This window comes from Dyella lipolytica (genome assembly GCF_030160075.1).
Lineage (GTDB): Bacteria > Pseudomonadota > Gammaproteobacteria > Xanthomonadales > Rhodanobacteraceae > Dyella_B > Dyella_B lipolytica.
Genome location: NZ_BSNQ01000009.1, coordinates 910,163 through 937,079, shown reverse-complemented (window position 1 = coordinate 937,079; position 26,917 = coordinate 910,163). Strand labels below are relative to the sequence as shown.

Sequence of the window (26,917 nt, the reverse complement as noted above, 5' to 3'; positions counted from 1 at the left end):
AACTGCATGTCGGTCTCCTCATGCCGCATCAATGTGCTTGAAGCCTAATAGCGTTAGCCTTCGGCGTCAAACCTAAGAAGACCGGGTCACACCGCGCAATATGACCGACACGCCGTTCTCGAACGCAGCGTCCAGTCCGCCACCGAGGCGAAACGCATTGGCGTTTTCCATCGCAATGAACCCATTCACGAACGGCACAAGCACCCGCGCTGCGGCGAACGCATCATCCTTGCCGGCCAACGCTGCGAGCGATGGCAGCAACGGAGCCACGGCTGCGGCTCGAGCCAACGTGCCCTCTTCGGTGGGAACGGAGCGGATATCGAAGAGCAGCGAATAGCCGTTGGGGTTGCTCTTCGCAAAGCGTCGAATGGCTTTTGCCTGACCCGTCAACGTTGCCTCGGGATCGTCATCGATCATCAATTTACTGAGCTTTCGGGTAAGTTCGGCGCACAGATGAAGCTCTATTGCACCCAGGAGACTGGCGCGATCTTTGAAACGGCCGTAGAGCGACGGCGCGCGGATACCCACCGCTTCGGCGACATCATTCATGGAAAATCCGTCTCGCCCTTCGCGCTCAACTAAGCGGCGCGCGGCCTTGACGATTTGCGCATCGGTGGTTTTAGGATGAGCTGGCATGGCGAGAAAAGGTTACCCCACCATGTGAACCCATCAGTAGGTAGGGTGTCCAATCACCGGAGCCTGAGTGCTTCGCTAGGAGCTTCGGATTGCTGCACGTTCGTTCGTTCGGGAAAGTCAGAATTTCTCCTAAATGTGTGGTTTAAGCTCAAATATTTCCAATATTTCATTGAAATTTAACGTTTTTTTGCTAAAGTAATCTCAAGGCACAGGTGGCCTACCGTGCGACTCTAATCTCATCGCCTGAGCTAGGGTGGCATTTAAAATTCCCCGCCAATAGTGGAAACTTCCCCAAGGGGGACATCATGTACAAATACTTGTCGAGTTCAGTTCATGGAGCATCCGTTGTCAGTGCCACTGACATAGATGCATTCGGTATGCGTTCTCGGCAGGAGTTGGTGCGTGACGATGTTGCGTTCGCCCCGGGAGTGGACCCACTTCAAGGGTTGTTGGCGGATATTCAACGCCTCCGTGAAGCGCGTCCAGGTCGCGAAGTAATCGTCGATGAGGATGTCGATAGTGACGGAGTGCTTTCCGCGGGGTAAGACCATACCTGCACAGTCGCCCCTTTTTTGGGTGACTCACAAAGATCGATATCTACGGCAACTCTTGATCAAAGACATTCAGGAGTCTACGGGCCGTGATCTTATTGTCTATTTCACTGATATCGATCGCACCGAAGCGCAAATAGATCCAGGTGATGATCAATTCTTTCTCGAGCTACTAAATGCTCGTAAGAAAGAAGGTGTCGATTTGTTGCTTGAAACGCATGGCGGTTTTACCGACGCAACAGAGAAGATATGCGCGCTGCTTCGTCAGCTAGCCCCTGACTTACGTGTCATTGTTCCGCGGCGAGCGAAGAGTAACGGCACCGTCATTGCGCTTTGCGCAAAGCAGATTGTTATGTCTGCAAGCTCTGAGCTTGGACCTATAGATCCTAATCTCGGCCCGACCCCAATTCACTTTCTGCTCAATGCGCCAGCAGGCGCCATTGATCCCCTCACTTTACAGATCGCGCAAACTTTCCAGGCTCAAACTACTAAATTAGCAACTGTTCTTCTTAAATCAGGAATGATGAGCGGCAAGACCCCAGAAGAAGTTGATGCGGTGGTGAAGAAGTTAGCGAGCCGCGATCACTATCATTCCCATGGCTCAGTGATCGATGCGAGCGAAGCAGCTTCGCTTGGCCTCAATGTCCTACTCCTAGATAGTAAGGACGAACTCTGGCAAAAGCTCTGGTTACTCCGAACTATGTACGCCTATGACTGTAATGCTCATGGGTACTCAAAATTATTCGAGGGTGAACTCGTTAGCAGCGCAGTGACAGCAAAACCCAAGCCGTGAAGGGAATGCTCACGGTGACCAGGTGGACTGGCGTCGACATGAGCCTGGATCGAATAGCTGCCCAATATTATTGCGAGCTTCATAAATGCCACCTTCATCCAAGCAAATTGCGAAACTGGCAGCAAAACTATTAGCTATTTTCCTCTTTGGGATTTTAATTTTTGGTGCTATCTACCAGGTCCTTGGAGAGGCTATAGGGAATGAATTCATAACACCAGATAAAAGCACCGCAACGTTTCTAGATTGCATTTACTTCAGCGTCACAACTGCTACGACACTTGGCTATGGAGACCTGCAACCACTGGGATGGGCCCGCTTAGTTGCCTGTATTGAAGTGATCTTTGGGCTTGTCTTTGTTGGCTACTCAATATCTCAGATATTTTCTGCTAAGCAGGAAGCTCTCGTTGAATACCTGACTAGTGATCGGCTCATGCAAACTTACGATGAGTGCATCGCTACCATCGTGAATGCCAAAGAGAGCATCGGCGATCGCCGTCGCTCGATACAGCAGAATCAGCCGGTTTTGCCGATTGAGTTTTTCTATAACCTAGCAAACCCCTTCTATCCGGCGCTGCGAGCAATGCAGGGAATTAATGGCTACACGGCGCATATTGAGGGAATTGGTCGCGCAACCGCGCTATCCAATCGTATTGAGCGTGCCGCCAACCACGTTGAGGAGTTAACCGGCTTCACGCGAAAATACGTCAATATCCTTGCTTCTGGCAACGTGCCATGGAATACGCCGCGCACTAAACAGATTGTTGAACAACTCTGCGATGAGATTGAGGAATTCAACACGAAATACGTCACCTACACCCGTTACATGATTCTGCCCTATAAGGGTGGCGGCCTCTATCAGGACATAGTGAAGAATCTTTCATTGGATATTAGGGCCAAGCTCTAATCATCATTATGGTCTCGTTGGCGATACTGGCGGTAGCTATCGGCGCCGGTGTTTACTGCTGTCGTGTGTGCTGGTTGCCGAGAGTCTGATCATGTGGGATTTCGCCCTGGATGAGGGTGGCATAGCGCAGTTGCGCAATCTTGATCGGTACGGCGGCAATACCCAGCCGCTGCCCGATCATATCAACTCCTCGTTCTAGGAAACCCGGGTATAAATCCCTGAGCCGGCTCGTTGGTCTAAACGTCCGGCGGCATTTCATACGCACCAGACATTGATAGATTCGATTCCAACGCGTATTTGTGCTCGGATGGCATGACGTCCATCAGAAGCTTGATCAATGCATCGACCGCCGCAACGGCTCGCTTGGCATTGGCAAGCGTTAATTCCTTTTCTAACTCGGAGTCAGGGATGTCGATCTCCATCCTATTCCGAGATAGCTCGCGCGCTTCCTCGGCGTTGAGCCAACGCCGAGCTTGAACATGTTCTGGCTGGGGATGCGCAATACGATTGCGCAATTTCACCAGCCAACCAATCGATTGCCAGGGCTCATGCCCGGGCTGCATGTCGAAGCTAATGGCCTGACAGATCAGGCGCAGTTTCGGTATCGGCGAGAGGCGGTCAAAGTCAGCAGCCCAACGTTCTATCACTAGATTGCCGACCGCGTTGGCTAATGCCTCAACCGTCAACGCGCTCATCGCTATTGATGTCAGCGCGGCTTGACGCTGACCGGTAGGATCTTCGCGTGGACTCTCGGCCGCCTCCCGTGCCGTCTCAAGCAACAAATGATGCGCGGAGAAATAACGGTGCTCTTCCGCGAGATAATGGTTCGGCGAAGGCCGTTCATCCTTATAGGGATCGACATAAACGAACTCAGTGTCCGGGCCCATCCTTCACGTACTCCATCGGTGTTCTGAACATGATGGTACTGCGGTTGTCGACATTGAGAACCTTGCGCACCATGCTTTTCGTCAGACGAGACGTCTACGTGAACGGTGTAAAAACGATCCCATACAACGTTAGCGAAGCTCGCCCTTGTCCCAACCTCGTAGCAAAACGAATTCGTGAAAGGTGCATCCCCGAGCCTGGCATACGACGCTCGGAAAAACGATGCCATCTGGCTTAATTGCATGAGACTTCAAGACGAGTCCATGTCCATTCGGGCATGTCATTTCCGCCTTGAATCGCTTCATCGTCGATGGATGACAGTGCTTCCAATGCCCTGCCGGAGGATCGCCTAAACCTTCAAATCGAGCGATAGAGAAACGACTTTGCTGGGTACGAAAGGAACCAGAGTCATTTTTCTCTGAAGTTCGCACCTGTTGTGGTGCTGGCTCAATGCCTTTCCACCGCACCAAAAACTGCTTGAACAATCCAAAGCCAAACATTCTCAGGCGCTCTCTGAGTATCCGAATAAATTTAGAAGCCTAAAGGTCATTGCCTGGGCACTAACCTCGTAACGCGATGCTAGAGATTGCACATGGCCCTGATCTTCGAAATCAAGGTCGAGTTTTGCCGCATCCTTGATTAAAAAAGCGCGCGGCATGAGTAAATTTGCAGCGAAGGTATTTGCTTCGATTTCTTGCACGTCCTCCGCTGTCGAGGAGGCTTTCGACCTGAAATTAATTCTGAATAATTTATCTACGTGGACTTCCTGCCCTTCATGCAGGAGTAGATGGCCCAGCTCATGGGCAATCGTGAACCGTTGTCGTTCTTGGGATTGGTTTTCCGCAACTCCAATTACGGACGAGTCACCCTGACGTATAAGTAGGCCGGAGACATCTTCATCGAAATCTCGGTAAGCAATCGTTGCGCCCAGGCTTTTCGCGATCATCTCGACCGGAACTGGTGCGGCATGTACGTTGTTGTCCGACAGTAGCCCTTCAACCATCTTGTTGATGCGCGCGTATCGAGGTCGCGATGCAGTCATTTCAGACCACCACTACCTTTCTTGACTTCGTTAACAAAACGCGCCACCTCCGGCATAGAGCGAAGATCGTGTTTAGCTGGCTGCGCGTTACGGTAATTGAGCGACGCCGTGCTGCTGAGTACTTCGGAAGAAGTTTTACCGACCGCAGAACAGAGCGACTCAAACTGATCCAACATTAGCCGTTGACGGCCTCGCTCAATATTTGTCACCGAAGTTCTCGAGAGACCGACAGCTTTTGCGAGCTGATCCTGAGTTAGGCCAGCAGCTTCACGCCCCTCGCGGAGCTTTGACCCGAGAAGTTCGTAATACTCTTTGTTTTCCATTATTTGGCTACGTGGGTAGGCGAGCCTAAGGTTCCGCCAGGCAGAAGGGGATGTCAATAGCAATGACATTTCATGTCATTGCTATTGACACTCGGGAATGTTCGTGGGATAAACATAGCCACGCCCCCCTCCTTGAAAGGCCCATCGACATGAACGACCAGCAGGACGATGTGAAACCAATAGCCGTCGCGGTCATCACGACCAGCGGCACCTTCCCGAACGTAGAGGATTACCGTCGCACCTACAGCACCGAGCCGTTGAGTGTCATCTTGAAGGCTGCCGCCGAGAAGCTGGGCCTGACGAACACCTCCGACTGGGAGGCCTTTGTCGACAACCGCCCGGTCGACGTGAGTAAGTCATTCGAGGGCAACGCCCTCCACAACATCGTCGAAATTGAGTGGCATAAACCCGAGGGCGGCGGCGGTGCATGAAGCCCTCTCCAAATCCCACTTCGAACAAGATGTCGAATTCCTGTCGGAGCGGCTTGTAGAAGCGAAACGGTGGATAGTCCATTCCAAGGACTATCCACACGTCGAGGTGACATTTTTGGGCAGCCGGCCTTTGAGAGTACGGCTCCTCTGCGACAACTGGCCAGAACTCCCACCGTCAGCGATCTTGATGTCCGCGGACGGCTCTGACCCGAAAAACCTTCCCGGCAGCGTCTTTCACCAAGATGCGCACCCCATCACCGGCAAGCCATTTATATGTATGCGCGGTTTTCGGGAATACCACACACATAGCAGCCATCTTGGCGACCGCTGGGAAAATTACCGGGGCCAGGATGGGATGAACTTGCCGGGTCTACTCGTTCAACTATCCAGTGCATGGCGTAAGGCTGTAGGTCCATGAGCACAGTATTCCAATGCCCGGTCTCCATAGTCGCAGAAACTATTAGCCATCTGCAGGAAGGAGCTAAAAGGAACTGCGAAACCGTCGTGCTATGGCTTGGACGAGACGTCGGCGAAAGTATTCAAATCACCGACGTGTACTTACCGCAACAGGAAGTTTCCATCGACTACTTCCGCATCCCTGCTTCATCCATGCGCCTACTCATGGCGGAACTTCGCCGTAGTCGAACAAAAATTGTTGCACAAGTCCATTCCCATCCGGGCCTGGCGTTCCACTCATCTGCTGACGATGCATGGGCAGTGGTAAGGCATATTGGCGCGCTGTCACTCGTCTTGCCCCGCTTCGCGTCCGACACCTGTGTAGCAGATTTTTCCAAGAAGGCGGCTGTATATCAGCTGGACGCCACCGACAACTGGCGCGAAGTCCAGTTCGACCATGTTCTCCAGATTGTGAAATAAATTCTTATGTACGACACCGAAGAGAATATTCGCACACTGATGAGCGCCACGGGCTTGTCGCATGAAGAAGCCACAAAAAAACTGGCGATTCGTGTCCGAGTCACATGCGGAAACTCAGTCCCTGCTATCAAGCTAGCGGAAGACGTCCAACGCCTTCTTGAACGCACCATCGCTGTTGCAGAACCTAATGAGCCTTGCGATGTGGAGCTCTGCATCCAAGCTCATCCTGTGACCAATGCGCCAATGCACTTGAGCGTGGAGGTATCCATTGACGGGATCGTCATCCGGAATGTTATTCCCGGTTCTGAAAGTCATAGTTATGAGGTAGATGCCCCCACCGATTTACACGGCCTATTCCGGAAAGCCGCTGCCTGCTACATAGCAGGCCACGTCATCGCCTGCTCTGTAGGTCAACAAGCGGACGCGTCCTCGCCATTTGCAATCGTACCTGAGCCATTCGTGTTCAACTTTGCGGCATTAGGGGTGACTGCAGAGGATCTCGAACGTCCCATTCAATTGACAGACACTGTCCTGGTCGGAGCAGGGGGCGTCGCGAACGGATTTCTCTGGGCAGCCGACGAGCTTAAGCTTCATGGCGAAATTGCCATCGTCGACCCGAAAAAAGTTTCCGCTGGAAACAGCAATAGATGCCTATATTTTGATTTAGGTGATGTAGGTCGCGGCAAGGCCGAGCTCCTTGCAGAGCGAGTGAACCTTCCTGGGCTTCACATCACCCCGGTTCAATGCGACCTGCACCGGCATCTTGCCGATCGGCCAGGAAAGAAAGCCACTCGTGTCATTGTAACCACGGACAGCCGGCGAGCGCGGCGTTCCATTCAGGGTGAGCTTCCCGCGGAGGTCCTGGATGCGTCCACCACGGATATCAGTGAAATTGTTGTTCACTCTCACAGCCTACCCAATGAAGGCGCCTGCCTATCGTGCATATACGCGCATACGCATGACGAACTTCAGCAAGATAAACACCTCGCAGAAAAGCTTGGATTGACGATCGAAGAAATTAGAACTCCGCTGATCGATCGTGGCATAGCAACCAAGCTTGCGGCCAATTTTCCAGGAGTTGATGCTGAATCCATCATTGGCACTTCATTGGATACGTTTTACAAGAAGCAATGCGGCGAGGGTGCTCTGCTGACGAAAGCAGGAAAACAAGCAGCGGCACCATTTGCCTTTATATCGAACCTCGCCGGCGTGTTCCTGGCACTGGAATTGGTTCGATTTGAAAAAAATAAGAACCAGAGTTCCAGAGACAACTACTTCTTCGCATCACCTTGGCAACCGCCGCATCGGAGTCTACGCCGGAGAAGGCGTCGTTTGCCGACCTGCGAGTTTTGCGGAGACCCGCACACCGGGAAAGCGCTCAGACTTCTATGGCCTGAGCGCTATTTGGCGTGACAATTGTCCCTAATAAACGTTTGCTTCCATTCAAAAAAAGGAATCCAATGGATGTTGCAAATCTTTCCAGCCTCGTTGAACAAAGCCACCTGGTTTTACTTTCCATTACGGCACCCTTAGGAGCCATGCTGGCACTTGCTAAGTTCAAGCATGGCAACCTACGCCTTTCGCAAAGCAAAACGAAACGCTTCTATGCACTTGTCTGCGGCAAGGAGAAGTGGCGAACAGCCTCATCCGCTGCACTTCAGGTCGCTGTAAAGGATGCTATTGGCATCGAGCTACCAGGTGACGTCATACGTTTCTCCCTGGACCGCGACAGTCCAATCACGGTACTGAAAGCGTTTAAGGATACTCGTGGCCTCGTAAGACTTAAGCCGGATGGCTTAGACATCGAGGACAGGCGTGAGAATCCGCGACTCACCTATCGGCGAAAGTTTGATTATTTTGTCATAGCCGGGCTGCTCGTCTATCTCTTGATGATTTTGGTCAGCCCATTCCTCAAAGATCACGTTCCCGTCGCAGTAATTACACTGTGGATGCTAGCAAGCATCGTCGCAATGCAAGCACTACTGTTCGCATCTCTTAAATATCTTATGGCAGATCGATTATTGAGAATTGATGAGGTGTATCCTCGCCCGTCTGGACAATTCGCGCAGTCCACAAGAGCGAACACTTCGCTTTCGTCACGAAAGTCGATGCGATTTATGGGCACCGATTCAGTTCTTACTGGACACCGATTCATGCCGAAGTCGGGCAATGGCGTTGATTAAAGGTGACGATCAATGCGCCCGATGTTCTCTGTTGCAGCAGTAAGCCGGTCGCTGACGTCTGCTTTCGACCAACAGCAGACCTTTTTATGTTTTGGGGTCGGGTGCGACGATCAGCAGGTTTTTAGGGGTGCTTATGGATAGCAGTGATAAGGAACGGGGTGCGCGAGCGGTAGTCTGCAGCGTATTGGAACTCACAGATGGGATGCTACGGGTTGTACTAGATGACGTCACAAATCAGGCCCCTGGCAATCCTGGACAGTGGCGGCACGATATCTTCGTGACCTTCAAGGACTACGAGCGATCTGAGCTCTCCGCTTTAGAGCTGTCCGAGGACGAATACGCAGCTTTCGGCCACTACGTTCTTGCGCGCTTGCTTGCGTCGAACGGACTGTTGGTGCTCAAGCCGGAGTAATGTCCGCTTCGCCAAAGCTGACCTACTGCTCTTTGCAATATCGGGCCACTAACTCGGAGGCGCGACGGAACGCATGGTTTCCCTTCCGGTAGTTCGCGGCCAAACTTGTGAGATTTCTCTCATAGTTTGGCCATTGCGGCCAAACTATGGTTAACCGCGCATTCTTTAATGCCAGGTTGCTCAGGATGGTGGGCCCACCAGGATTCGAACCTGGAACCAAGGGATTATGAGTCCCCTGCTCTAACCGTTGAGCTATAGGCCCATATGCGGCATGGCGCGATGGCGCGGCCGGCGGGTAAGCCCGTCATGTTAACGGGCAGGGGCGTCCAGCGTCGAGGGTGGTTGGTGTGGTGCGATGGCACATCGTTTCGTCATGCCGCCGGGATTAGGCTCAGATTCCCCACCCACGGAGAATCCGTATGAACACCGAAGCGATTGCCAAACGGCTGGTCCAGCTATGCCGCGAGGGCAAATACGAAGAAGCGCAGACCGAGTTGTATGCCAAGGATGCGGTGAGCATCGAGCCGGAGGGATTGCCGCCGGGTGCTCTAGGTAACGTGAAAGGGTTGGAAGCGATTTACGAGAAGGGGCGCCAGTTCCAGGCGGCCGTCGAGGCGGTGCATGGTGGAAGCGTTAGCGATCCGGTGATCGCGGGCAACTGGTTCAGTATCTCCATGCAGCTGGATATCACGATGAAAGGCCGCGGTCGCATGGACATGCAGGAGATCTGCGTGTATCAGGTGAAGGACGGCAAGATTGTGCGGGAGCAGTTCTTCTACGACCTCGGCTGATGCCGCTAAAACAAAAGCCCCGCATGTGCGGGGCTTTTGTCGTGACGATATGCGCCGGTGTCAGTCGATATCGAGGAACGAGCGCAGCTGTTCGGAGCGGCTCGGATGGCGCAGCTTGCGCAGCGCCTTGGCTTCTATCTGACGGATGCGCTCGCGCGTGACGTCGAACTGCTTGCCGACTTCTTCCAGCGTGTGATCGGTGTTCATGTCGATACCGAAGCGCATGCGCAGTACTTTCGCTTCCCGCGGCGTGAGGCCGGCGAGCACGTCGCGCACGGTTTCCACCAGACCCGTTTCGGTGGCCGAATCGATCGGCGAGCTGGCGTTGGTGTCTTCGATGAAATCGCCCAGGTGCGAATCTTCGTCGTCGCCGATCGGCGTTTCCATCGAGATCGGTTCTTTGGCGATCTTCAGCACCTTGCGGATCTTGTCCTCGGGCATGTCCATTTCCTTGGACAGCTCTTCCGGCGTCGGCTCACGACCAAACTGCTGCAGCATCTGACGCGAGATGCGGTTGAGCTTGTTGATCGTTTCGATCATGTGCACCGGGATACGGATGGTGCGCGCCTGGTCGGCGATCGAACGCGTGATGGCCTGACGAATCCACCACGTGGCGTACGTGGAGAACTTGTAGCCGCGGCGGTATTCGAATTTGTCCACGGCCTTCATCAGACCGATGTTGCCTTCCTGGATGAGATCCAGGAATTGCAGGCCGCGGTTGGTGTACTTCTTGGCGATGGAGATCACCAGACGCAGGTTGGCCTCCACCATTTCTTTCTTGGCGCGGCGTGCCTTGGCTTCGCCCACCGACATGCTGCGGTTGATTTCCTTGATGTCGGTCAACGGCAGGAACAATTTCTTTTCGATCGCGGCAAGCTTTTCCTGCTCGGCATCGATCGCTTCGCGGTGGTTCTTGATGTTCGGCGACCACTTCTGACGCTTGCGGCCCAGCTCGGCGGCCCACTCGAGGTTGCCCTCGTTGCTGGGGAAGGCTTTCAGGAATTCGGCCTTGGGCATCTTCACGTGCTTGACGAAGATGTCCATCAGCACGCGCTCGTGATGACGGATGTCGCCCACCACGTCGCGCAGCTTGCGCACGAAGCCGTCGATCAGCGCCGAAGGCAGCTTGAGCTTGAGGAATTCCTCGGCCATCTGGTCGCGCAGCTTGGTCACCTTCTTGTCGGTGATGTCGGCGGCCTTGGGCGCGGCTTTCTGGAACTTGCCGTAGTAGTCGCGCAGCAGTTCCATGCGGCGCTTCACTTCTTCCGGATCGGGGCCGGTCGGGCCGGCTTCTTCGTCGTCGCCGGCGGCTTCGACGTCTTCCTCTTCGTCGTCTTCACCGGCGCCGGAGGCGGCCAGTTCCTCGGCTTCGGCCAGGGCGGCGTCGGCGGCTTGTTCCAGGTCGGCGAAGCCGGCCAGGATTTCGCTGAGGCGGCGCTTGCCGTCCAGATGCTGGTCGTACTCTTCCAGCAGCAGTTCGATGGTCAGCGGGAAGCTGGCCAGCGCGGTCTGCACCTGGGTGAGGCCTTCCTCGATGCGCTTGGCGATGGCGATTTCGCCTTCGCGGGTGAGCAGTTCGACCGTACCCATCTCGCGCATGTACATGCGCACGGGGTCGGTGGTGCGGCCCACTTCGGCGTCGACGGCGGAGAGCAGCGCCACGGCTTCTTCGGCGGCAGCTTCGTCGTCGGTGGAGGCACCGGGGGCGTTATCAGCCAGCGGGTCGGCATCCGGAGCGGCGTCGTGCACGTCAATGCCGACACCCTTGAGCACCGCCATGATGTCTTCGATCTGCTCCGGATCGACAATGTCGTCGGGGAGGTGATCGTTGATCTCGGCATAAGTCAGATAGCCCTGCTCCAAACCTTTGGAGATGAGCGCTTTAATTTCCGACTGTTGCTCGTGGGCTTTGCTATTCATACCGACCGCCGCGGGAGTAGAACCAATCAGTATAGCGATATGCTGCTTTTTTGACCAGTTTCAAGATAAAAAATTCAACGATAAGCACACGCAAAAATCGCGCCAAATCGCTGATTTCGGCGTGAATACTGCGGTTATGAGCGATTCGTCGTCACGTTGTTGGCTTAACGCACATCGAGCCAGAACGTTACGGGGCCATCGTTGACCAGATGTACTTGCATATGGGCGCCGAAGCGTCCGATTTCCACTGTCGGATGCGCAGATTTCGCCAATTCGACCAGACGCTCGAACCAGCGGCGTCCGTGTTCCGGCGAAGCGGCGCTGGTGAAGCTGGGGCGCATGCCGGAGCGAGTGTCGGCGGCCAGCGTGAACTGGCTAACGAGCAGCAGGCCGCCGCCGGTGTCGGCCAACGAACGGTTCATCTTGCCGGCGTCGTCGGCGAAGACGCGGTAGCCGAGCAGGCGTTCCAGCATGCGCTTGGCCTGGGTTTCGCCATCGTCCGGCTGCACCGCGACCAGCGCCAGCAAGCCCGCGCCGATGGCACCGACGGTTTCCTGTTCACCATGGGTCGTTTCGACATCGACACGGGCAGAGAGCACGCGCTGGATAAGGGCAATCATGAAGTGATGACGGTGTTGAAGACGGTCGCCACTGTGCAAGGGAAAAGGGGATGGGTAAAGGGGCGATCGAGACCTCGCCCTCGCTAGTCGCCGCGCACCCCTTTACCCTTACGCGTCCCATCTCATCAGGCCGCCCCTTCACCCATGCGCCCCGACATTTACCTCGTCTATCTGTTGCTGCGCCTGCTTGGCCTGCTGCCCCTGCGCGTGCTGCAGGCGATCGGCGCGGGTTTCGGGCGGTTGACGTTGAGGCGCGGTGGACGGATGGCACGCTATACGGCAATCAATCTGGCCATCGCGCGGCCGGAGCTCGACGACGCGGCCAGGGCCACCTTGGTACGCGACGCCATGATCGAGGGCGGCAAATCAGTCACCGAAATCGTGAAGATCTGGGGCGCCGGCGCCGAACGCGCGCTGGATCTCGTGCGAGAAGTGCGCGGCGAAGCATTGTTCGATGCGGCGCTGGCGGCGGGTAAGGGCGTGATCATCGCCGCTCCGCACCTGGGCTGCTGGGAGCTGCTCAACTACTGGCTATGCCGCAAGACGCCGATAGCGATTCTGTATCGGCCGCCGCGCATCGCCGCGGTGGAGGCGTTGTTGCGCAAGGTGCGCGGCGCCTTGGCGCCGGAACAGGTGCGTGCCGAAGGCGCCGGGGTGCGCACGTTGTACAAGCGACTGGCGAGCGGCGGCACCGTAGGTATCTTGCCGGATCAAAAGCCGCGCGCGGGCGAAGGCGAATTTGCGCCCTTTTTTGGTCGTGAGGCCATGACGATGGTACTGCTGCCGCGGCTCGCGGCGCGTACGGGTTCCACCGTGCTGTTCGCATTCGCCGAACGTTTGCCGCGCGGCGAGGGTTATCGCATCCATTTCCTGCCTGCGCCGGAAGGGCTCACCGATGCCGATCTGCCGCGTGCGTGCGCCGCGCTCAATCGTGGCGTGGAGGATTGCGTGAATATCGCCTTCGCGCAGTATCAATGGCATTACAAGCGATATTCGGCGGATAGCCGGCCGAGTCCGTATTGAGAGGCGAGGGGCGTTATTCCTCGCTCTTTTCGATCCTGCGCAGAAACACGCTCATTTCTTTCTCCGCCTGCTTGTCGCCCCGCTGGCGCGCGACCGCGATGCCCTGCCGCCATGCTTCCGCTGCGCCAGGCTTATCGCCGCCGGCGAGATGGGCTTTGCCGAGCAGTTTCCAGGCCGCGGAGTAGTTGGGATCGAACGACACGGCCTGACGAAGCTCTTCAACGGCAGCGGTGTGATCGCCCTGCTCGAGCAAGGCGTTACCCAGCGAGAAACGCAGCAGTGCACCATCGCGCGGGCCGCCGCATTGCGCGCGCAAACCCGCGATCAACGCCGCACTCACTGCTGTGTGCCGTACTGCGCATGAGCCGCGGGAAAAACGCGCGGCGGTTGCGCGGGTTCGGCCGGTGTGCGGTGAGCCCGCAGATCGGCCAGCGTCGGTGCCGACCACACTACCAGCCAGGACGAACGGAACGGCTGTATCTGCAGCGCGTAACGCAGATCCGACGCGCTCAGCTTGTCCGGATGGGTAATGATCAGGCCGTCCGGATGACTTTTTGCGAAGTCTTGCAGCGCTTGGCCGTCGTGCAGTTCGGTGATCGATGTCGTCAGCTGTCCGGCGAAATGGAATTGGCCGTCGTAGCTGCCCTCGAAAGCGATGGCGTGATGATCGGCTTCGGCGGCGGACACCAGCGCGGTGGTCGGGCTGAGGTCGTATTTGTGCCATAGGGTCAGCGTGAATAGCGTGTTCAGCGCCAGCGCGCCGGCCAGGCCGGCCACCGCTATGCGTCGCATTTCACCGCGTCCGCGCAGTAGCAGCAGACAGCCCAGCAGCAGAAACACCACGCTGAAAGTGCGGCTATAAGGTGCGGCGCCGTTGATCCACTCGTCGTGAAGCTGATGGCCCGCCGCCAAGTAGGGCAGCGCGAACAACGCGCCTGCGAGCACAATGCCGCCGATGCCAAGCGGCCAACTGCCTAGCCAGTAGTTTTCCGCCAGCGCGACACGGCGTTCGCGCAGCACCGCGATGGCGCCCGCTAGCAGCAACGTCCAGCCGCCAAACTCCGGCAGTAGGTAGTACCACTGCTTGCCGCTGATCAGCGAGAACAGCACCAGCGAGGGCAGCAGCCAGCAAAGTGCAAAGCGAAGTCCGTTATCCAGCGGCTTGCGCAGCGTGCCCAGCGCAACCCACACGCGCGGCCACGCGCTAAAGGGGAACAACAGCATCGGCAACCAGACGAAGTACCACCCGAACCACTGCGGATGACTTTGCAGTGGTTCATCGTGCTGGATGCCATTCACTACCCGCCCCGCGGTCTGGGTGAAAAACAGGCGATGGCGATAGGCTTCGCCGCCGCTGAAGCCGGCGGGAATCGCCCAGGCGACCAGCATGGCAAAGCCGAGCAGCATCGCCAGCACACCACGTTGATACCAGCGAGCGCGATGGTCGCGCGCCCAGTCATTCCACAACGGGCCGAGCAGCCAGGGAAAAACGATGTGCAGCAGCATGACCGGTCCCTTGGTAAGCAGACCTGCGCCAATCAGCAACCCGAATAGAAGCCAGCGCGGCTCAGCGCGCCGCGGCGTGGGTGTGAGGCAAAGCAGTGCCGCCAGCACGCAATCGGCCAGCAACACCTCGTACATCACCTGCAGACCGAACAGGAACGCGTAGGACAACGCCAGCAACATCCACGGCGCGGCTTTGGCGACCCACGGCCGTTCCGGAAACAGGCGCCGCGCGAGCACCGACAGCAACACAAGCTGCACACCGCCGAAGATCACTTCCAGGATGCGCGGCCATACATCGCTGACACCGAACACAAACCAGCCGGCATGAATCAGCCAGAACAGCAGCGGTACTTTTTCGCTGTACGGCTCGCCGTTGATGTAAGGCACCAGCCAGTGGTGATCGCGCCACATCTCCCAGGCAACCGCCAGGGTGCGCGTGGAATACAGCGGCATCGGCCCGTGCGAGAAGATCGCCAGCAAGGCGACGGCGGTCCATAGCGGTAGCCAGGGCCATAAGCTGCGGAGGTCTTCGGATCGGCGAAAGCTGTGGGTCGACACGTGTTGTCAGGCCATCCGTGAGTGGGTGGTCGTGATTCTAGCGAGCTAGAAGCAGTAGGCGGCTTTTATTAAGCCGGGCCCCAATAGCCGATGCGGCGCCGCAGCTTCAACTTGCGCCAGAAATTCAAGGGCTTGGATTTGCGGTTGCGGCCGCCGGCAGCAATGAACGCATCGATCGCATCCAGCACGCGTTCACTGGAATGGCCATCGTGATAAGGATGAATGGCATCGCCGAACGCTTTGATCGCCTGCATCAGCTCAGGCGGCCGCGACAGGGCGCGCTCGATCGCCGGTTCGAACTGCGCCGGATCGTCGATATCGATGAGCTGCGGGCCGGGCGCGCGATTCTTGAACGTCACCACGGGTTTGCCGGTGAGCAAAAATTCGCTGAGTGCGGACGAGGTGTCCGAACACATCATGTCCACCTGCGGGAACAGCTCGAGGATGTTGTCGTTCTCGGCGAACGTCAGGTAATCGTTCTGCAGCGCCTTAAACTTCGCTCTCGTCTCCGCCGCCATCTTGGGATGGAACGAGACGATCCAGCGCCAGCGTCCGTCGCGCGAAAGGCGTTTCACTTCCTCGTACAAAATTTCCGCGGCGCTCCACGAAGGCGAGAACGTGGAGTGATACAGAATCACCGGCGGCGTGCGTACCGGCGGCAGCGGCCCCGCGATTTCTTTCATAAAGGGATCGAGCTTGGGCCAGCCGGTTTCCGTGACGGTGAAATGGCCGAGCTTGTTTGCCAATGCACCGAATTGCGCGGTATCGCGCGGGCCGGTGGTGCAGTAAAGATCGAAAAAGCCGCGGATATAGACATGACGCGGCTTACCTGCGTTGAAGCCGTGGAAAGTTTCTACTTTCACGCCGGGAAAGAAATGCGGCAAGTGGTTGCCGGGGGTAATCACCGCGATCGGATTCCAGCGACGTACTTCGGCCACGCTCAGCAGGCGTTCGCCGTCGACCAGATCTTCGGCACCTGGGCCATCGAAGAACCACGCGGTTTCGTCGCCGCGTGCGCGGATCGCGTCTTGCAGCGGGCGCAGAATGGCCAGTGCGTAGCGTTCCGATCCATACAGCAAGTAGTGCTTTTTTAGAGCAGGCTTTTTGGAAGCAGCATTCTTTTGCGGAGCTGACTTAGCCATCAGTGATCGAGTCCGCTGCGGGTAAGCGCGGTTGCCGCGGTGTCGCGGGAGACGGGATTCTGGCGCATTTCGTAATAGCGCATACGCTTGTACGCCGCATAGCTGGCCGCTGTTTGCGCGATCGCGTAACCGCGCCATCCGTCGAGGAAACCCAGGCGCAACAAGTAATCCTTCAGAAACGCCAACACGAACACGAACGGTGTCTGCCACATCCGTGCAGGTTTGTTCTTGTCCAGCCAGTCGCGGCATTTCAGTTCGGAATACAGCAGCACTTTCAGCTGCTTCTCCACCAGGCTGGGATTGTTGTCGTGCAGGAAGGGCGAAGCCAGCGTGACCGAAGGGCCATCGAACTGCAGCGACTCGTGCACGCGCACATCGTTCCAGCGGGCGCGTTCGCGATGGTAGAAGCGCGCCATCTTCTCGCCGACCGCGGGGCGGTACCAGCGCATCGGCTTGCCCATATAGATGAGATGCCGGCGAAGAATCGCGGCTGCCGCATCGCTGTCCATCAGCGCGGGCAGGCGCTGTTGCAACTCGTCGACCAGCGCGGGCGTGAGGTACTCATCGGCGTCCAGCGCAAGAATCCACGGGTGGCTGCATTGCGTGGCCGCGAAGTTGCGTTGCGGGCCGAACCCTAGCCAGTCCTGATGGACCACACGTGCGCCGTGGGCACGGGCAATAGCCGCCGTGTCGTCGGTGCTGCCGCTGTCCACCACCAGCTTTTCGGCCGCAAAAGGCACGCTGTCCAGGCAGCGCGCGATTTTTTGCGCCTCATTGCGGGTGATCACAACCAGGGTTAACGGAAGAAGAAGCGCCATGCGTGCATTCTAGCGGGCATCTCTCGGAGCCTGTCCAAGGTTTCCGGTGTTCCAGACGCGTCTCATTTCAAATCGATGCGGTAAGTTAAGATGCTGCCGCGCGGGGGCGGGTCCAGAACCACCCCTTGCGTAGCTCGAAGCTTGCCGGACTGTATGACGAAATGAATGCATCGGCGTTTCGTAGATTGGAATCAGAAACCGAGATCGTCATGTCCAAAACCTCCGTGGCCAGTGTGACCGTGATGGTCTCCACCTATAACTGGAAAGAGGCCCTTGCCCTGGTGCTGCGCAGCCTGGCCGTACAGAGCCGGCTGCCGGACGAGGTGATCGTTGCCGACGACGGCTCGCGCGAGGATACGGCGGAGCTGCTGCGCGATGTGGCGAAGACCTTTCCGGTGCCCCTGCGGCATGTGTGGCAGCCGGACGAGGGGTTCCGCAAAGCGCGGATCCTCAACCGCAGCATTGCCGCGGCACGCGGCGACTACGTGATCCAGCTGGACGGGGACATGTTGGCGCACCCGCACTTCGTGGCCGATCACTTGAGTCTGGCGCGACCGGGACGGTTTCTACAGGGAACCCGCATCCGCACGACGGAGGCCGAAACGGCGCGCCTGCTCGGCGGAGGCACGCCGCGCTACGGATGGTTTGTCGATGCGTATTTCCGCGACGACGACGATCGGCGCACCTACCACTTCGGCCGCCGCCATCACACCTTGCGATTGCCGTGGCTGGCGCGTATCAAGACGCGCTCCACCGGCCATCCCATGGGCTGCAACATCAGCTTGTGGCGCGCGGATCTGCTGCGCGTGAACGGTTACGACGAACGTATGCACGGCTACGGCAGCGAAGATCTGGAAATCGACATCCGCCTGCGCAACGCCGGTTTGCGGCGCAGCCAGATCAAGTTCGCGGCGCTGACCTTGCATCTCGAACATCGCAGCGTGGCACCGCCCGATCCCAGTGATCCTGACCTGCCCAACAACCGGCTGTTGACGGCCAGCCAGGAACAGCACCTTGTGCGTAGCGAGTTCGGCGTGGATGCACACCTGGCCGATTTCGCGCAACCGCCGGCCGATCTCCGTACGCAAGCAGGTCAACGCGAATGATGGCGTTGGATGGTTGGACAGAACGAGAAGACACCGCCGCCACGGGATGGTTGCGCCGCCTGCTGATTCTCGGCATGGCATGGCTGATCGTGGGTATGGCCGTGATGCCTGCCGGTGCTTCTTACAATCCAGGCAAGGCTTATCAGTACGTGTTGGCGCTGACCATGTGGCTACCGATGATGGTTCTGATTGCCATGAAGCCGCAGCGATTGCTCGCTTTCTGGCGTCTGCCGCTGATGTCGTGGGCCACGGTCTTGCTAGTGTGGGGCTGGGTGTCGCTAGCCTGGACACACGCTGCGCGTCCTGCGGACGAGGCGGCGCGCAACCTCAGCATTCTTCTGTTCCTGGTCGCGTGTCAGTGGGTGTTTGGCGGCAACGAATATCGCACCAGGCGCGTGCTCATCGGCTGCAGTCTGGTCATGGCGCTGGTGGCGGTGGGCGTCATCGTCAACGATATGCTGCATCCGACTAGCGATGGTCGATTGACCGGCATCGGCGTGATGGCCAACCCCAACCTGGCCGCTGCCGGCATGGCTGCGGCGCTGCTGTGTTTGTGGCCGTGGCGCTTCGACGGGTGGCGTGGAGCTCTCGTGAAATGGCTCGCCATCAGTGCGTTGGCGTCGTTTGTATTACTGACCTTCACGCGCAGCGCCTGGGCAGCGCTGTTCGCGGCGCTGGTGGTTGTCGTGCTGTCTCGAGGCGGTCGGCGCGCATGGCTCTACGCGGGTTTGATCTGTTTGCTGGGGGCGCTGAGCGTCGCCGCGGGTCTTTCCGTCCTGCTTGCGCGCGGCTGGTCGTTGCGGCCGCAAATCTTCGAGCAATCGATGGATCTCTTCATGCAGCACCCCTTGCGCGGCTTGGGGCAAGGCAGCGCGTTCCAGCTCGAAGCAGGCAGCGAAGTGCTGGTCCACGCGCACAATATGTTCAGCCAATTGGCGATCGAACTCGGCCTGCCAGGCGTGCTGCTGTGGACAGGCATATGGCTGACGCTGGGCTGGCGCGCCTGGCGTCATCGGCATGAAACGCTTGGCCAGGTGATACTGGGACTCTGGGTATTCGGCACGGTCGCGGTACAGTTCGATTTGCCGTATCTACTCGATAGCCCCAGGCCGGGTTGGTTGATTACCTGGCTGCCACTGGCGCTGAGTACGGCTTTCGACCGAGGGCTTCAGGCCAAACCCGCAGGCGGTGCATGAAAGTCTCGCTCATCATCATCACCTACAACTGGCCCAAAGCGCTGGAGCGGGTGCTGGAAAGCGTAGCGACGCAGACACGTCTCCCGGATGAAGTCCTGATTGCCGACGATGGCTCGGGGCCGGACACCGCTGCGGTGATCGCGCGTGCGGGCGAGCATTTTCCCGTGCCGTTGCGACATATCTGGCAGGAAGACCGGGGCTTTCGCGCCGCGCGCTGCCGCAATCGCGGTATTGCGGCCAGCGTGGGCAACTACATTGTGCTGCTCGATGGGGACATGCTGATGCATCCCCACTTCATCGCCGATCATCTGATGCTGGCCGAACCGGGCTACTTCTTGCAGGGTGGCCGGTTGAAGGCGAATCACGCAGAAAGCGAGCGCTTGCTGGCCGGGGGACGTCCAGTCTACGCGCCGTGGGTGAAAGCGAACTTTCATGAATTCGACGGAACGCGCCGGCTCTATGCATTCCGCCAGCCGGCGTTGGCCCGCTGGAAAGCGCGATCGCGCAACGGCGGTCGTGTGATGAGCTGCAACATGAGTTTCTGGCGCGAAGATTTATTGCGCGTCAACGGCTTCGACGAACGCATGGAAGGCTATGGCGCCGAAGATCGCGAACTGGTCGTGCGCCTGGAGAATGCCGGCCTTCGCCGCCGCGCATTGAAATGGGCGGCGCTGGCGATGCATCTGGAGCACTCATCGCGCGCGCAGGAAAACCTCAACGATCTGAGCCTGCCGAACAATCGGCTGCTACACGACAGCATCGAACAGCATATCGTGCGCTGCGAACACGGGATCGACGGGCATCTGGCGGAATTCGCCAGCAGCGTTCATTCCTGATCGATCAACGCACGCATCGCTTCCTGCAAACGTCGCGGCAGGTCGGCGTGATTGCTCTCGTACCAGGTGCGCGCGGCTTGACCCATCTGCTCGGCAGTTGCGACATCCATGCTCAGGCAGCGTTCGATGGCTTGTTCCATCGCGGCCTCGGCAAAACCGTAGAGCGTGGCGAGGTCCTGCGTGCCCACCGCTTGCGAAGGTACCAGCAAGCCGCGTTCTGACGTCACCAACTCATTCATGGGTTCGGCGTCGAGTGTCACGACGACCGCGCGGCAGCTCATCGCTTCGACCAGGTAGTGGCCATAGCCTTCGGTTTGCGACGGGCACAGATGGAAACGATGTTCGTTCTGCAGCCGGCGATAGTCGGCATCGCTCACATGTTCGCGAATCAGCGTGACGTTCGCAGGCAAGGCATCGATATCGACACGTTTGCGTCGCCACACGACGGTGAGCGTGGGCCATTCCGGGTGCTTCTTCCAAAGCGCCAGCAACGCCTGGGTGCCTTTGTTGGCGCTGCGGCCGGGGCCATGAAAGAAGGCGCGACGGCGAGCAACGCCCGGCTCAAACCGGTCCGGACTGGTGAAGCCGATGTAACGGGTCTTTGCGTCCAGCGTCTGGAACAACCGTTCGGCATGGCGCGTCTTTACCCATACCGCATCCATGCCTGCCAACGCCGCGCGATCCTGTGTCCGGAAATACTCGGGATTCGGAATCAGCACGTTGCGGTGTGCCGCTCGGTAAAACTCCGGGCGGATGCGTTCGAGCATCACATTCACGTCGAAGCCTGGCGTCTTGCGCGACAGTTGCACGCGCGTAAGCCATTCGGCGAGACGGCCGCGGTGCGGCAGACCTGTCGTTTGCGTATCGCAACCTGCGCGTTGCAGGGCTTCCGCCAGCAGGATCAGGTCGCGGCTCAGGCCCGCACCGTTGTCACGCGCGATCAGCTGAAAAGTGAGCTGCATAAGTGCTCTCATCAACGCCGTTCGAGCACCGCATAGTACATGCCGTCGAGGTCGCCATCGCCAGGCAGAATCTGCCAGCCGTTCGTGGCGGCTTGTCCGACTGGCAACTGCAGCGGCAGCACATTCGCATCGTTGCGACCGGCCAGGAAGTTACCGATCACTGTTTCGTTCTCCGCGCGCAACAACGAACACGTGATGTAGACGAGGCGCCCGCCCGGCGCGAGCAGTGGCCACAATGCGGTCAAGATGCGTTGTTGTTGCGCGACCAGCGCCGCGATATCGCTGGCGCGACGATGCAGCCGAATATCGGGCCGTCGCCGCAGCACACCGGTGGCCGAACAAGGAGCATCGATCAGGATGCGGTCGAACAGTTTGCCATCCCACCAGCCGGAAGGATCGCCCGCATCGCCGATACGCACATCGGCCTGCAAGCCGAGGCGATCCAGGTTCTGGCGGATACGCGTGGCGCGTGCAGTGTCGAATTCCAGCGCGGTCAATGCAACGTCTGCGCGCTCCAGCAGATGACAGGCCTTGCCACCCGGCGCAGCGCAAGCGTCGAGCACGCGCTGGCCATCACGCACGTTGGCCACATCGGCGGCCACTTGTGCAGCGCCGTCCTGCACGGCGAAAAGCCCTTGTGCGAAACCGGGCATACGTGTGACATCGCTGCTGTGAGGCAGCACGATGCCGTCGGCAAGCCAGGGATGTGCATCGGCGGTATAGCCATCTGCACGTAATTGTTCGATCAATGCTTCACGCGTGACGCGGCGGCGGTTGGCGCGCAACATCAGCGGCGGTTCGCGATTGCCATCCGCAAGCACGGCATCGGCCTGCGCAGGCCAATCGCTGCTGATGGCGTCCACCAACCATGGCGGCATGGCGTAGCGTGTCTGCGGCTGTGTATCCAAATCCGCAAGCAGGTTGATGCGTTCGCGTTGCCAGCGACGCAATACGGCATTCACCAGCCCGGCCAGGCGAGGGCGGTTGAGTGCGCGCGTAGCTTCCACCGTGGCGGCTACGGCGGCGTAATCCTGCAGCTCGAGAATGTCCAGTTGCACTAGGCCCAGGACCAGCAGTGCGTGCACTTCGGGTTCTTTGCGACGCAGCGGTTTGTCGAGCAGGCGGTCGAGTGCGGCGTCGAAGCGCAGCCACCAGCGTGCGCCGTCGCTCAGCAAGGCCATCAACAGCGCGCGGTCGCGTGGGTCGCGTAGCTTCGGCGCGCGTTGTTCCATCGCTTCGCGCAGCGACATGCCGTGCAAGGCGACATCGGCCAGCGCCTGCGCAGCGAGGGCGCGGGTATCGTTCATCGCGCGACGCGCAATTCGGGACGGGCGTTGAGGTAGTCGGCGGCGCTGATGCGCTTGCCGCCGGCGCGCTGCAGTGCTGTCACCCGTAGTACGCCTTCGCCACACGCGATATCGATGCCGTCGCGTTGTGCGGCGACCACGCTGCCTGGGGTGCTCTGATGATTTTGTTCGACCGCTCGCGCCGCCCAGATACGCAGGTTTTCTCCGGCAATATCGCCTTCGGCCACGGGCCACGGATCGAAAGCACGCACCTGACGCTCCAGCGAGATGGCCGGGCGCGTGAAGTCGAGCCGCGCTTCGGCCTTCTCCAACTTGTGCGCGTACATCACGCCGTCGTCCGATTGTGGCGTTGCGTGCAGCGATTCGCCCGCAAGCGTGCGGCGTAAACCTTCGGTCAACACGTCGGCGCCGAGCAGCGAAAGGCGATCGTGCAGCGAGCCGCCGGTGTCGTCGCGGCTGATCGGCGTGCGTCGTTCCAGCAACACTGGGCCGGTATCGAGACCGGCTTCCATGTGCATCAGATCGACACCGGTTTCCGTATCGCCCGCAAGAATCGCACGTTGGATCGGCGCCGCGCCGCGCCAGCGCGGCAGCAGGCTGGCATGCACGTTCCAACAGCCCAGCCGCGGAATCGCCAGTACCTTGCGCGAAAGAATGAGTCCGTAGGCGACCACCACCATCAGGTCAGGTCGATAAGCCGCGAGCGTGTCGCGAGCTTCGGTGGATTTCAGCGTTTCGGGCTGCTCGACCGGAATGTTTGCCGTCAGTGCAGCCAGTTTCACTGGACTAGGTGTGAGTTTGCGCCCGCGACCCGCGGGACGATCGGGCTGCGTATAGACGGCCACGACTTCGGCGCCACTCGCGCGACATGCTTCAAGACAAGGGACGGAAAATTCCGGTGTACCGGCAAAAACGATCCGCAGGCTCAAGCGCTGGCTGCCTGCTTGCGCTGCTTCTCCATGCGCTTGAGCAGGATCGAGCGCTTCAGCGGTGACAGGTAATCGACGAAGACCTTGCCCAAGAGATGATCCATTTCATGCTGGATGCACACAGCCAGCGGACCTTCCACTTCCAGCTCGAACGTGTTGCCTTGCACATCCTGCGCGCGCACTTTCACTTTCAGCGCGCGTGTTACATCGGCATAGATGCCGGGAAAGGACAGGCAGCCTTCCTGATAAACCTGCGAACCTTCTTTCTCCAGGATCTCGGCATTGATCAGCGCCAGCGGCTCGTTGCGCTCTTCGCTCATGTCCGCCACCAGCACGCGCTTATGCACGTTAACCTGGGTGGCGGCCAGGCCCACACCATTGGCGGCGTACATCGTCTCGAACATGTCATCGACGAACTGCTTCAATGTCGCGTCGAACACGGTCACCGGTTCGGCCTTGGTGCGCAACCGGGGGTCGGGGAACTCGAGAATGGTCAAAACGGACATGGACTTGTTACCTGCAGGCGCCGGAAATGCGGGCGATTTGGTAAAAGCCCACCCGGGCGCGGTCTAGAATATGGTTATTGTACGTGGTTCAACGTGTTGTCGGCAGACGAATTTGCCAACTGGCACGTGTTGCTTGGGTTAACGGTTCGGTTACACTCGCCCGAGCATCGGGGGAGGGGGGATTCCCGTTTATGATCAGAAAGTCCATTGGGCTGCTGGCCGGCATGCTGGTCACAGTGGCCGTTTATGCGGCCGGTACACAGCTACGCGCCGATCACCCCGACAGCTATACCGTGCGTCGTGGCGATACGCTCTGGGGTGTCTCCGCTCGTTTTCTGTCCAAGCCCTGGCTGTGGCCGGAGATCTGGCAGGCCAATCCGCAGGTACGCAATCCACACCTGATCTATCCGGGTGATGTGCTCGACCTGTCCTTCATCAATGGTGGACCGTCGCTGCGGCTGACGCCGTCCATCCATCGTGAAGGCGACGCGATTCCCGCCATTCCGGTCGATCAGCTGAAGCCGTTCCTGAAGGATTCGCGCGTCGTAGATCCGGATGCGGTGAAAAACGCGCCCTACGTGATGGGCTTCGAAGAGGGCGACCTCACCGGCACCTCCGGCCGCAATATCTACGTGCGCAACCTCGATGCGCAGCCCGGCCAGCGCTGGGCCATCGTGCGTCCAACCCATGTCTTCCGCACCTACGGCGGTTCGCACGATCAGGAAAACGACGAGATGGCCGCCAATCTGGTGGACAGCGACGTCGCCACCACCCGCTCGCCGTGGACCGAGGAGTGGAAGACGGATATCGACAACGTCACGCCCAATCACACCTTCCGCGGCAAGACGCTGGCCATGGAAGTCACCGTGATCGGCACGGCCGAAGTGCTGCGCGGCGGCGATCCGTCGACCCTGCTGCTGCTGAGTTCCATCATGGAAATCCGCGCCGGCGATCGCCTGATGCCGATCGACGACAACCCGTACGACCCTTACTACTACCCGCATCCGCCGAAGTCATTGCCGGCCGATGGCCGCGTGATCGCCTATGCGCAGGAACGCCTGAGCCAGGTCGGACCGAACGACGTGGTGGTGCTTTCGGTCGGTTCGAAGGACGGCGTCGACAACGGCACGACCTTCTCGCTGTGGCAGCCGGGCCAACAGGTGCCGGACGATGTGGCCCATAGCAGCTGGACGCGTTACAACCACAAGTTCGTTACCTTGCCCGACGAATACGTCGGACACGTGATGATCTTCCGCACCTTCGATCGCGTCAGCTACGGCGTGGTGATGGATGGCCTCAAGCCAGCGAAGATCGGTGCAAGGGTCAAAATGCCTGAATAGAGCAGGCCGGACGGTGACATTGCCTCACAGCACGGCGCGGTCATCCCGCGCCGTTGTTGTTTGCGGGGCTCGCGTAGACTCGCGGCATGAACGAGCATGCCGAACTGCGCGATTGGCTGATCGCGCTGCGCACACCGGGACTGGGACCAGGCGGATTGCGCGAGCGACTCGGTGCGACACGGGGCAGCATCGACCAGGTGCTTGCCCAGCTGCGCCGTCAGGCATCCTCGCTCGATCCCGAAGCGAAGACCTGGCTGGATCAGCCGGACGAGACCAGGCTCACCGCCGACCTCGCCTGGCTGGCCGAACCGGGACATCGGCTGTTGCGTTGTACCGAGGCCGATTTCCCGCCGCAGCTGGAAACCATTCCCCAACCGCCAGCCGCCCTATTTATTAGCGGCGACGCCAGCCTTCTGCTGCATCCGCAAGTCGCGATCGTGGGCGCGCGCAGCGCCAGCATCGCCGGCAAGGCCAACGCGCGCGCCTTCGCCCGCAGCCTTGCGCTGGCCGGTTTCGTGGTGACCAGCGGTCTGGCTGACGGTATCGACGGCGCGGCGCACGAGGCCACCCTCGAGGCGGGCCAGCCCACCGTCGCGGTGATCGGCACGGGGCCGGATCTGGTCTACCCGCGAAAACATCGCGAGTTATCCGCGCGAGTGGCGGCGCAGGGGGCGCTGGTCAGCGAATTCCCGCCGGGTACGGCCGCTCGCGCAGACCACTTTCCGCGTCGCAATCGCCTCATCGCCGGATTGTCGCTCGGCACGGTGGTGATCGAGGCAGGGCTGCAATCGGGGTCGCTGATTACGGCCCGGCTGGCAGGCGAACAGGGCAGGGAGGTATTCGCCGTGCCCGGTTCCATCCATAATCCGCTCGCCCGTGGCTGCCACCGTCTGATCAGGGAAGGTGCGCGGCTGGTCGAAAGCGCTTCGGAAATCGTCGAATCCCTGACTCCCGCCGCGCGGGCGCTGGGTGCCGAGCTGGCCCAGCGCCTCGATCTGCCGACGGCGGTATCCACGGAACGCCATCGCCGGGCGAAAGGCGGCTGGCGCGACGATCCGGATTACCAACGGCTGCTGGACGTGCTCGGCCACGATCCGGCGGCGCTGGACGAACTGGCGACGCGCACAGGGCAAAGTGCCGCGGTGCTGTCATCCATGCTGCTCATGCTGGAGCTGGAAGGTTGTGTCGAAGGTTTGCCGGGCGGTCGCTACCAGCGCCTCCCGGGCGTCTGAACGGGTACCCGGCGGCACGGGATGTGCCGCTCGTGTTCAAGCACGAAAGTGCTTGAACGACGGAAGCGAGTCCGGACATGCGCCGGGCT

General features: G+C 59.1%; 30 protein-coding genes and 1 tRNA gene. 15 read left to right on the top strand and 16 right to left on the bottom strand.

The genetic code is table 11. From position 1 onward, the window contains the following. Window positions 1-72: 72 nt before the first annotated feature. Window positions 73-636: a TetR/AcrR family transcriptional regulator gene (locus tag QQL64_RS17420; RefSeq protein ID WP_284401906.1), complete on the bottom strand. Its 564-nt coding sequence runs from the start codon at window positions 634-636 to the stop codon at window positions 73-75. Between the two features lie 609 nt (window positions 637-1,245). Between QQL64_RS17420 and QQL64_RS17415 the strand changes: the two genes are divergently transcribed. Next, on the top strand, window positions 1,246-1,980 hold the full coding sequence (locus QQL64_RS17415) for an SDH family Clp fold serine proteinase (protein WP_284401905.1): 735 nt from the start codon (window positions 1,246-1,248) through the stop codon (window positions 1,978-1,980). Between the two features lie 85 nt (window positions 1,981-2,065). Then, the gene (locus tag QQL64_RS17410; RefSeq protein ID WP_284401903.1) at window positions 2,066-2,884 is read left to right on the top strand and encodes a potassium channel family protein; all 819 of its coding nucleotides are present in this window, start codon (window positions 2,066-2,068) and stop codon (window positions 2,882-2,884) included. Window positions 2,885-2,936: 52 nt separating this feature from the next. On the opposite strand, the gene QQL64_RS17405 is transcribed toward QQL64_RS17410, so the two are convergent. The 4 genes from QQL64_RS17405 to QQL64_RS17390 form a co-directional block, all read right to left on the bottom strand. After that, a complete protein-coding gene (locus QQL64_RS17405; protein ID WP_284401901.1) occupies window positions 2,937-3,065 on the bottom strand; it encodes a hypothetical protein in 129 nt (42 codons plus the stop codon). Window positions 3,066-3,120: 55 nt separating this feature from the next. After that, the gene (locus QQL64_RS17400) at window positions 3,121-3,771 is read right to left on the bottom strand and encodes a hypothetical protein (protein WP_284401899.1); all 651 of its coding nucleotides are present in this window, start codon (window positions 3,769-3,771) and stop codon (window positions 3,121-3,123) included. A 500-nt stretch (window positions 3,772-4,271) separates the two neighbouring features. Then, window positions 4,272-4,811, bottom strand: coding sequence for an ImmA/IrrE family metallo-endopeptidase (locus tag QQL64_RS17395; RefSeq protein WP_284401897.1), 540 nt, complete (start codon window positions 4,809-4,811; stop codon window positions 4,272-4,274). Beyond that, window positions 4,808-5,134, bottom strand: coding sequence for a helix-turn-helix transcriptional regulator (locus tag QQL64_RS17390; RefSeq protein WP_284401895.1), 327 nt, complete (start codon window positions 5,132-5,134; stop codon window positions 4,808-4,810). The genes QQL64_RS17395 and QQL64_RS17390 overlap by 4 nt, the downstream gene beginning before the upstream one ends. A 149-nt stretch (window positions 5,135-5,283) precedes the next feature. On the opposite strand from QQL64_RS17390, the gene QQL64_RS17385 reads away from it, so the two are divergent. The 6 genes from QQL64_RS17385 (at window position 5,284) to QQL64_RS17365 (ending at window position 9,036) form a co-directional block, all read left to right on the top strand. Next, entirely contained in the window at window positions 5,284-5,565 is a 282-nt protein-coding gene (locus QQL64_RS17385; protein ID WP_284401893.1) for a hypothetical protein, read from the top strand. A 187-nt stretch (window positions 5,566-5,752) separates the two neighbouring features. Further along, a complete protein-coding gene (locus QQL64_RS18280) occupies window positions 5,753-5,983 on the top strand; it encodes a putative metal-binding protein (RefSeq protein ID WP_404601075.1) in 231 nt (76 codons plus the stop codon). Next, complete coding sequence (locus QQL64_RS17380; protein WP_284401892.1) at window positions 5,980-6,441, top strand: Mov34/MPN/PAD-1 family protein; 462 nt, start codon at window positions 5,980-5,982, stop codon at window positions 6,439-6,441. Before QQL64_RS18280 ends, QQL64_RS17380 begins: the two co-directional genes overlap by 4 nt. A gap of 6 nt (window positions 6,442-6,447) precedes the next feature. Next, the gene (locus tag QQL64_RS17375) at window positions 6,448-7,854 is read left to right on the top strand and encodes a ThiF family adenylyltransferase (RefSeq protein ID WP_284401891.1); all 1,407 of its coding nucleotides are present in this window, start codon (window positions 6,448-6,450) and stop codon (window positions 7,852-7,854) included. A 47-nt stretch (window positions 7,855-7,901) separates the two neighbouring features. Then, window positions 7,902-8,624: a hypothetical protein gene (locus QQL64_RS17370; RefSeq protein WP_284401889.1), complete on the top strand. Its 723-nt coding sequence runs from the start codon at window positions 7,902-7,904 to the stop codon at window positions 8,622-8,624. A 277-nt stretch (window positions 8,625-8,901) separates the two neighbouring features. After that, complete coding sequence (locus tag QQL64_RS17365) at window positions 8,902-9,036, top strand: hypothetical protein (protein WP_284401887.1); 135 nt, start codon at window positions 8,902-8,904, stop codon at window positions 9,034-9,036. A 186-nt stretch (window positions 9,037-9,222) separates the two neighbouring features. Here the strand turns inward: QQL64_RS17365 and QQL64_RS17360 are convergent. Next, window positions 9,223-9,298 (bottom strand) — tRNA-Ile (locus QQL64_RS17360). A 157-nt stretch (window positions 9,299-9,455) separates the two neighbouring features. Here QQL64_RS17360 and QQL64_RS17355 point away from each other — a divergent pair. Next, the gene (locus QQL64_RS17355) at window positions 9,456-9,827 is read left to right on the top strand and encodes a SnoaL-like domain-containing protein (protein WP_284401885.1); all 372 of its coding nucleotides are present in this window, start codon (window positions 9,456-9,458) and stop codon (window positions 9,825-9,827) included. 60 nt (window positions 9,828-9,887) lie between these two features. On the opposite strand, the gene rpoD is transcribed toward QQL64_RS17355, so the two are convergent. Both rpoD and dtd read right to left on the bottom strand, forming a co-directional pair. Further along, the gene (gene rpoD / locus QQL64_RS17350) at window positions 9,888-11,747 is read right to left on the bottom strand and encodes an RNA polymerase sigma factor RpoD (RefSeq protein WP_284401883.1); all 1,860 of its coding nucleotides are present in this window, start codon (window positions 11,745-11,747) and stop codon (window positions 9,888-9,890) included. A 164-nt stretch (window positions 11,748-11,911) separates the two neighbouring features. Beyond that, on the bottom strand, window positions 11,912-12,367 hold the full coding sequence (dtd, locus tag QQL64_RS17345; protein WP_284401881.1) for a D-aminoacyl-tRNA deacylase: 456 nt from the start codon (window positions 12,365-12,367) through the stop codon (window positions 11,912-11,914). A 144-nt stretch (window positions 12,368-12,511) separates the two neighbouring features. On the opposite strand from dtd, the gene QQL64_RS17340 reads away from it, so the two are divergent. Next, window positions 12,512-13,390 carry an LpxL/LpxP family acyltransferase gene (locus QQL64_RS17340; protein ID WP_284401880.1) on the top strand — a complete coding sequence of 293 codons (879 nt, stop codon included), beginning with the start codon at window positions 12,512-12,514 and terminating at the stop codon, window positions 13,388-13,390. Between the two features lie 13 nt (window positions 13,391-13,403). On the opposite strand, the gene QQL64_RS17335 is transcribed toward QQL64_RS17340, so the two are convergent. The 4 genes from QQL64_RS17335 to QQL64_RS17320 all read right to left on the bottom strand — a co-directional run bounded on the left by QQL64_RS17335 (window position 13,404) and on the right by QQL64_RS17320 (window position 17,414). Beyond that, the gene (locus QQL64_RS17335; protein ID WP_284401877.1) at window positions 13,404-13,730 is read right to left on the bottom strand and encodes a tetratricopeptide repeat protein; all 327 of its coding nucleotides are present in this window, start codon (window positions 13,728-13,730) and stop codon (window positions 13,404-13,406) included. Further along, the gene (locus tag QQL64_RS17330; RefSeq protein WP_284401876.1) at window positions 13,727-15,454 is read right to left on the bottom strand and encodes an ArnT family glycosyltransferase; all 1,728 of its coding nucleotides are present in this window, start codon (window positions 15,452-15,454) and stop codon (window positions 13,727-13,729) included. Before QQL64_RS17330 ends, QQL64_RS17335 begins: the two co-directional genes overlap by 4 nt. A gap of 68 nt (window positions 15,455-15,522) precedes the next feature. Beyond that, window positions 15,523-16,596 carry a CDP-glycerol glycerophosphotransferase family protein gene (locus tag QQL64_RS17325; RefSeq protein WP_284401874.1) on the bottom strand — a complete coding sequence of 358 codons (1,074 nt, stop codon included), beginning with the start codon at window positions 16,594-16,596 and terminating at the stop codon, window positions 15,523-15,525. Continuing rightward, a complete protein-coding gene (locus tag QQL64_RS17320) occupies window positions 16,596-17,414 on the bottom strand; it encodes a glycosyltransferase family 2 protein (RefSeq protein ID WP_284401872.1) in 819 nt (272 codons plus the stop codon). Before QQL64_RS17320 ends, QQL64_RS17325 begins: the two co-directional genes overlap by 1 nt. Before the next feature lie 209 nt (window positions 17,415-17,623). Here QQL64_RS17320 and QQL64_RS17315 point away from each other — a divergent pair, with 209 nt between their 5' ends. Genes QQL64_RS17315 through QQL64_RS17305 form a run of 3 tightly spaced genes read left to right on the top strand, consistent with a single transcriptional unit; the run spans window position 17,624 to window position 20,552 of the window. Next, the gene (locus QQL64_RS17315) at window positions 17,624-18,520 is read left to right on the top strand and encodes a glycosyltransferase family 2 protein (RefSeq protein WP_284401870.1); all 897 of its coding nucleotides are present in this window, start codon (window positions 17,624-17,626) and stop codon (window positions 18,518-18,520) included. Then, a complete protein-coding gene (locus QQL64_RS17310; RefSeq protein WP_284401869.1) occupies window positions 18,517-19,716 on the top strand; it encodes an O-antigen ligase family protein in 1,200 nt (399 codons plus the stop codon). Before QQL64_RS17315 ends, QQL64_RS17310 begins: the two co-directional genes overlap by 4 nt. Further along, on the top strand, window positions 19,713-20,552 hold the full coding sequence (locus QQL64_RS17305) for a glycosyltransferase family 2 protein (RefSeq protein WP_284401868.1): 840 nt from the start codon (window positions 19,713-19,715) through the stop codon (window positions 20,550-20,552). The genes QQL64_RS17310 and QQL64_RS17305 overlap by 4 nt, the downstream gene beginning before the upstream one ends. On the opposite strand, the gene QQL64_RS17300 is transcribed toward QQL64_RS17305, so the two are convergent. The 4 genes from QQL64_RS17300 to def are packed head-to-tail and all read right to left on the bottom strand — an operon-like array spanning window position 20,543 to window position 24,256. Beyond that, window positions 20,543-21,514: a glycosyltransferase gene (locus QQL64_RS17300; protein ID WP_284401867.1), complete on the bottom strand. Its 972-nt coding sequence runs from the start codon at window positions 21,512-21,514 to the stop codon at window positions 20,543-20,545. The two genes, QQL64_RS17305 and QQL64_RS17300, sit on opposite strands and share 10 nt — an antisense overlap. 11 nt (window positions 21,515-21,525) lie before the next feature. Continuing rightward, window positions 21,526-22,821: a 16S rRNA (cytosine(967)-C(5))-methyltransferase RsmB gene (gene rsmB, locus QQL64_RS17295; RefSeq protein ID WP_284401866.1), complete on the bottom strand. Its 1,296-nt coding sequence runs from the start codon at window positions 22,819-22,821 to the stop codon at window positions 21,526-21,528. Further along, window positions 22,818-23,750, bottom strand: coding sequence for a methionyl-tRNA formyltransferase (fmt, locus tag QQL64_RS17290; RefSeq protein ID WP_284401864.1), 933 nt, complete (start codon window positions 23,748-23,750; stop codon window positions 22,818-22,820). The genes rsmB and fmt overlap by 4 nt, the downstream gene beginning before the upstream one ends. Continuing rightward, window positions 23,747-24,256, bottom strand: coding sequence for a peptide deformylase (gene def / locus QQL64_RS17285; protein ID WP_284401862.1), 510 nt, complete (start codon window positions 24,254-24,256; stop codon window positions 23,747-23,749). Before def ends, fmt begins: the two co-directional genes overlap by 4 nt. Window positions 24,257-24,447: 191 nt before the next feature. Here def and QQL64_RS17280 point away from each other — a divergent pair, with 191 nt between their 5' ends. Together QQL64_RS17280 and dprA are read left to right on the top strand one after the other, a co-directional pair. Next, window positions 24,448-25,596 (top strand): LysM peptidoglycan-binding domain-containing protein, encoded by a 1,149-nt coding sequence (locus QQL64_RS17280; RefSeq protein WP_284401861.1) that lies wholly within the window; start codon window positions 24,448-24,450, stop codon window positions 25,594-25,596. Window positions 25,597-25,682: 86 nt separating this feature from the next. Continuing rightward, window positions 25,683-26,828, top strand: a complete 1,146-nt coding sequence (dprA, locus tag QQL64_RS17275; protein ID WP_284401859.1) for a DNA-processing protein DprA — start codon at window positions 25,683-25,685, stop codon at window positions 26,826-26,828. Window positions 26,829-26,917: the final 89 nt, after the last annotated feature.

Excerpts from the sequence above, each read along its gene's own strand:
- rsmB (WP_284401866.1), bottom strand. The coding sequence starts at position 22,821 with ATGAACGATACCCGCGCCCTCGCTGCGCAGGCGCTGGCCGATGTCGCC.
- QQL64_RS17305 (WP_284401868.1), top strand. The coding sequence starts at position 19,713 with ATGAAAGTCTCGCTCATCATCATCACCTACAACTGGCCCAAAGCGCTG.
- QQL64_RS17395 (WP_284401897.1), bottom strand. The coding sequence starts at position 4,811 with ATGACTGCATCGCGACCTCGATACGCGCGCATCAACAAGATGGTTGAA.
- QQL64_RS17320 (WP_284401872.1), bottom strand. The coding sequence starts at position 17,414 with ATGGCGCTTCTTCTTCCGTTAACCCTGGTTGTGATCACCCGCAATGAG.
- QQL64_RS17385 (WP_284401893.1), top strand. The coding sequence starts at position 5,284 with ATGAACGACCAGCAGGACGATGTGAAACCAATAGCCGTCGCGGTCATC.
- QQL64_RS17390 (WP_284401895.1), bottom strand. The coding sequence starts at position 5,134 with ATGGAAAACAAAGAGTATTACGAACTTCTCGGGTCAAAGCTCCGCGAG.
- QQL64_RS17340 (WP_284401880.1), top strand. The coding sequence starts at position 12,512 with ATGCGCCCCGACATTTACCTCGTCTATCTGTTGCTGCGCCTGCTTGGC.
- QQL64_RS17405 (WP_284401901.1), bottom strand. The coding sequence starts at position 3,065 with ATGATCGGGCAGCGGCTGGGTATTGCCGCCGTACCGATCAAGATTGCG.
- QQL64_RS17380 (WP_284401892.1), top strand. The coding sequence starts at position 5,980 with ATGAGCACAGTATTCCAATGCCCGGTCTCCATAGTCGCAGAAACTATT.
- QQL64_RS17280 (WP_284401861.1), top strand. The coding sequence starts at position 24,448 with ATGATCAGAAAGTCCATTGGGCTGCTGGCCGGCATGCTGGTCACAGTG.
- QQL64_RS17300 (WP_284401867.1), bottom strand. The coding sequence starts at position 21,514 with ATGCAGCTCACTTTTCAGCTGATCGCGCGTGACAACGGTGCGGGCCTG.
- QQL64_RS17400 (WP_284401899.1), bottom strand. The coding sequence starts at position 3,771 with ATGGGCCCGGACACTGAGTTCGTTTATGTCGATCCCTATAAGGATGAA.
- QQL64_RS17310 (WP_284401869.1), top strand. The coding sequence starts at position 18,517 with ATGATGGCGTTGGATGGTTGGACAGAACGAGAAGACACCGCCGCCACG.
- QQL64_RS18280 (WP_404601075.1), top strand. The coding sequence starts at position 5,753 with ATGTCCGCGGACGGCTCTGACCCGAAAAACCTTCCCGGCAGCGTCTTT.
- def (WP_284401862.1), bottom strand. The coding sequence starts at position 24,256 with ATGTCCGTTTTGACCATTCTCGAGTTCCCCGACCCCCGGTTGCGCACC.
- QQL64_RS17375 (WP_284401891.1), top strand. The coding sequence starts at position 6,448 with ATGTACGACACCGAAGAGAATATTCGCACACTGATGAGCGCCACGGGC.
- QQL64_RS17355 (WP_284401885.1), top strand. The coding sequence starts at position 9,456 with ATGAACACCGAAGCGATTGCCAAACGGCTGGTCCAGCTATGCCGCGAG.
- rpoD (WP_284401883.1), bottom strand. The coding sequence starts at position 11,747 with ATGAATAGCAAAGCCCACGAGCAACAGTCGGAAATTAAAGCGCTCATC.
- QQL64_RS17325 (WP_284401874.1), bottom strand. The coding sequence starts at position 16,596 with ATGGCTAAGTCAGCTCCGCAAAAGAATGCTGCTTCCAAAAAGCCTGCT.
- dprA (WP_284401859.1), top strand. The coding sequence starts at position 25,683 with ATGAACGAGCATGCCGAACTGCGCGATTGGCTGATCGCGCTGCGCACA.
- dtd (WP_284401881.1), bottom strand. The coding sequence starts at position 12,367 with ATGATTGCCCTTATCCAGCGCGTGCTCTCTGCCCGTGTCGATGTCGAA.
- QQL64_RS17420 (WP_284401906.1), bottom strand. The coding sequence starts at position 636 with ATGCCAGCTCATCCTAAAACCACCGATGCGCAAATCGTCAAGGCCGCG.
- QQL64_RS17370 (WP_284401889.1), top strand. The coding sequence starts at position 7,902 with ATGGATGTTGCAAATCTTTCCAGCCTCGTTGAACAAAGCCACCTGGTT.
- QQL64_RS17410 (WP_284401903.1), top strand. The coding sequence starts at position 2,066 with ATGCCACCTTCATCCAAGCAAATTGCGAAACTGGCAGCAAAACTATTA.
- QQL64_RS17315 (WP_284401870.1), top strand. The coding sequence starts at position 17,624 with ATGTCCAAAACCTCCGTGGCCAGTGTGACCGTGATGGTCTCCACCTAT.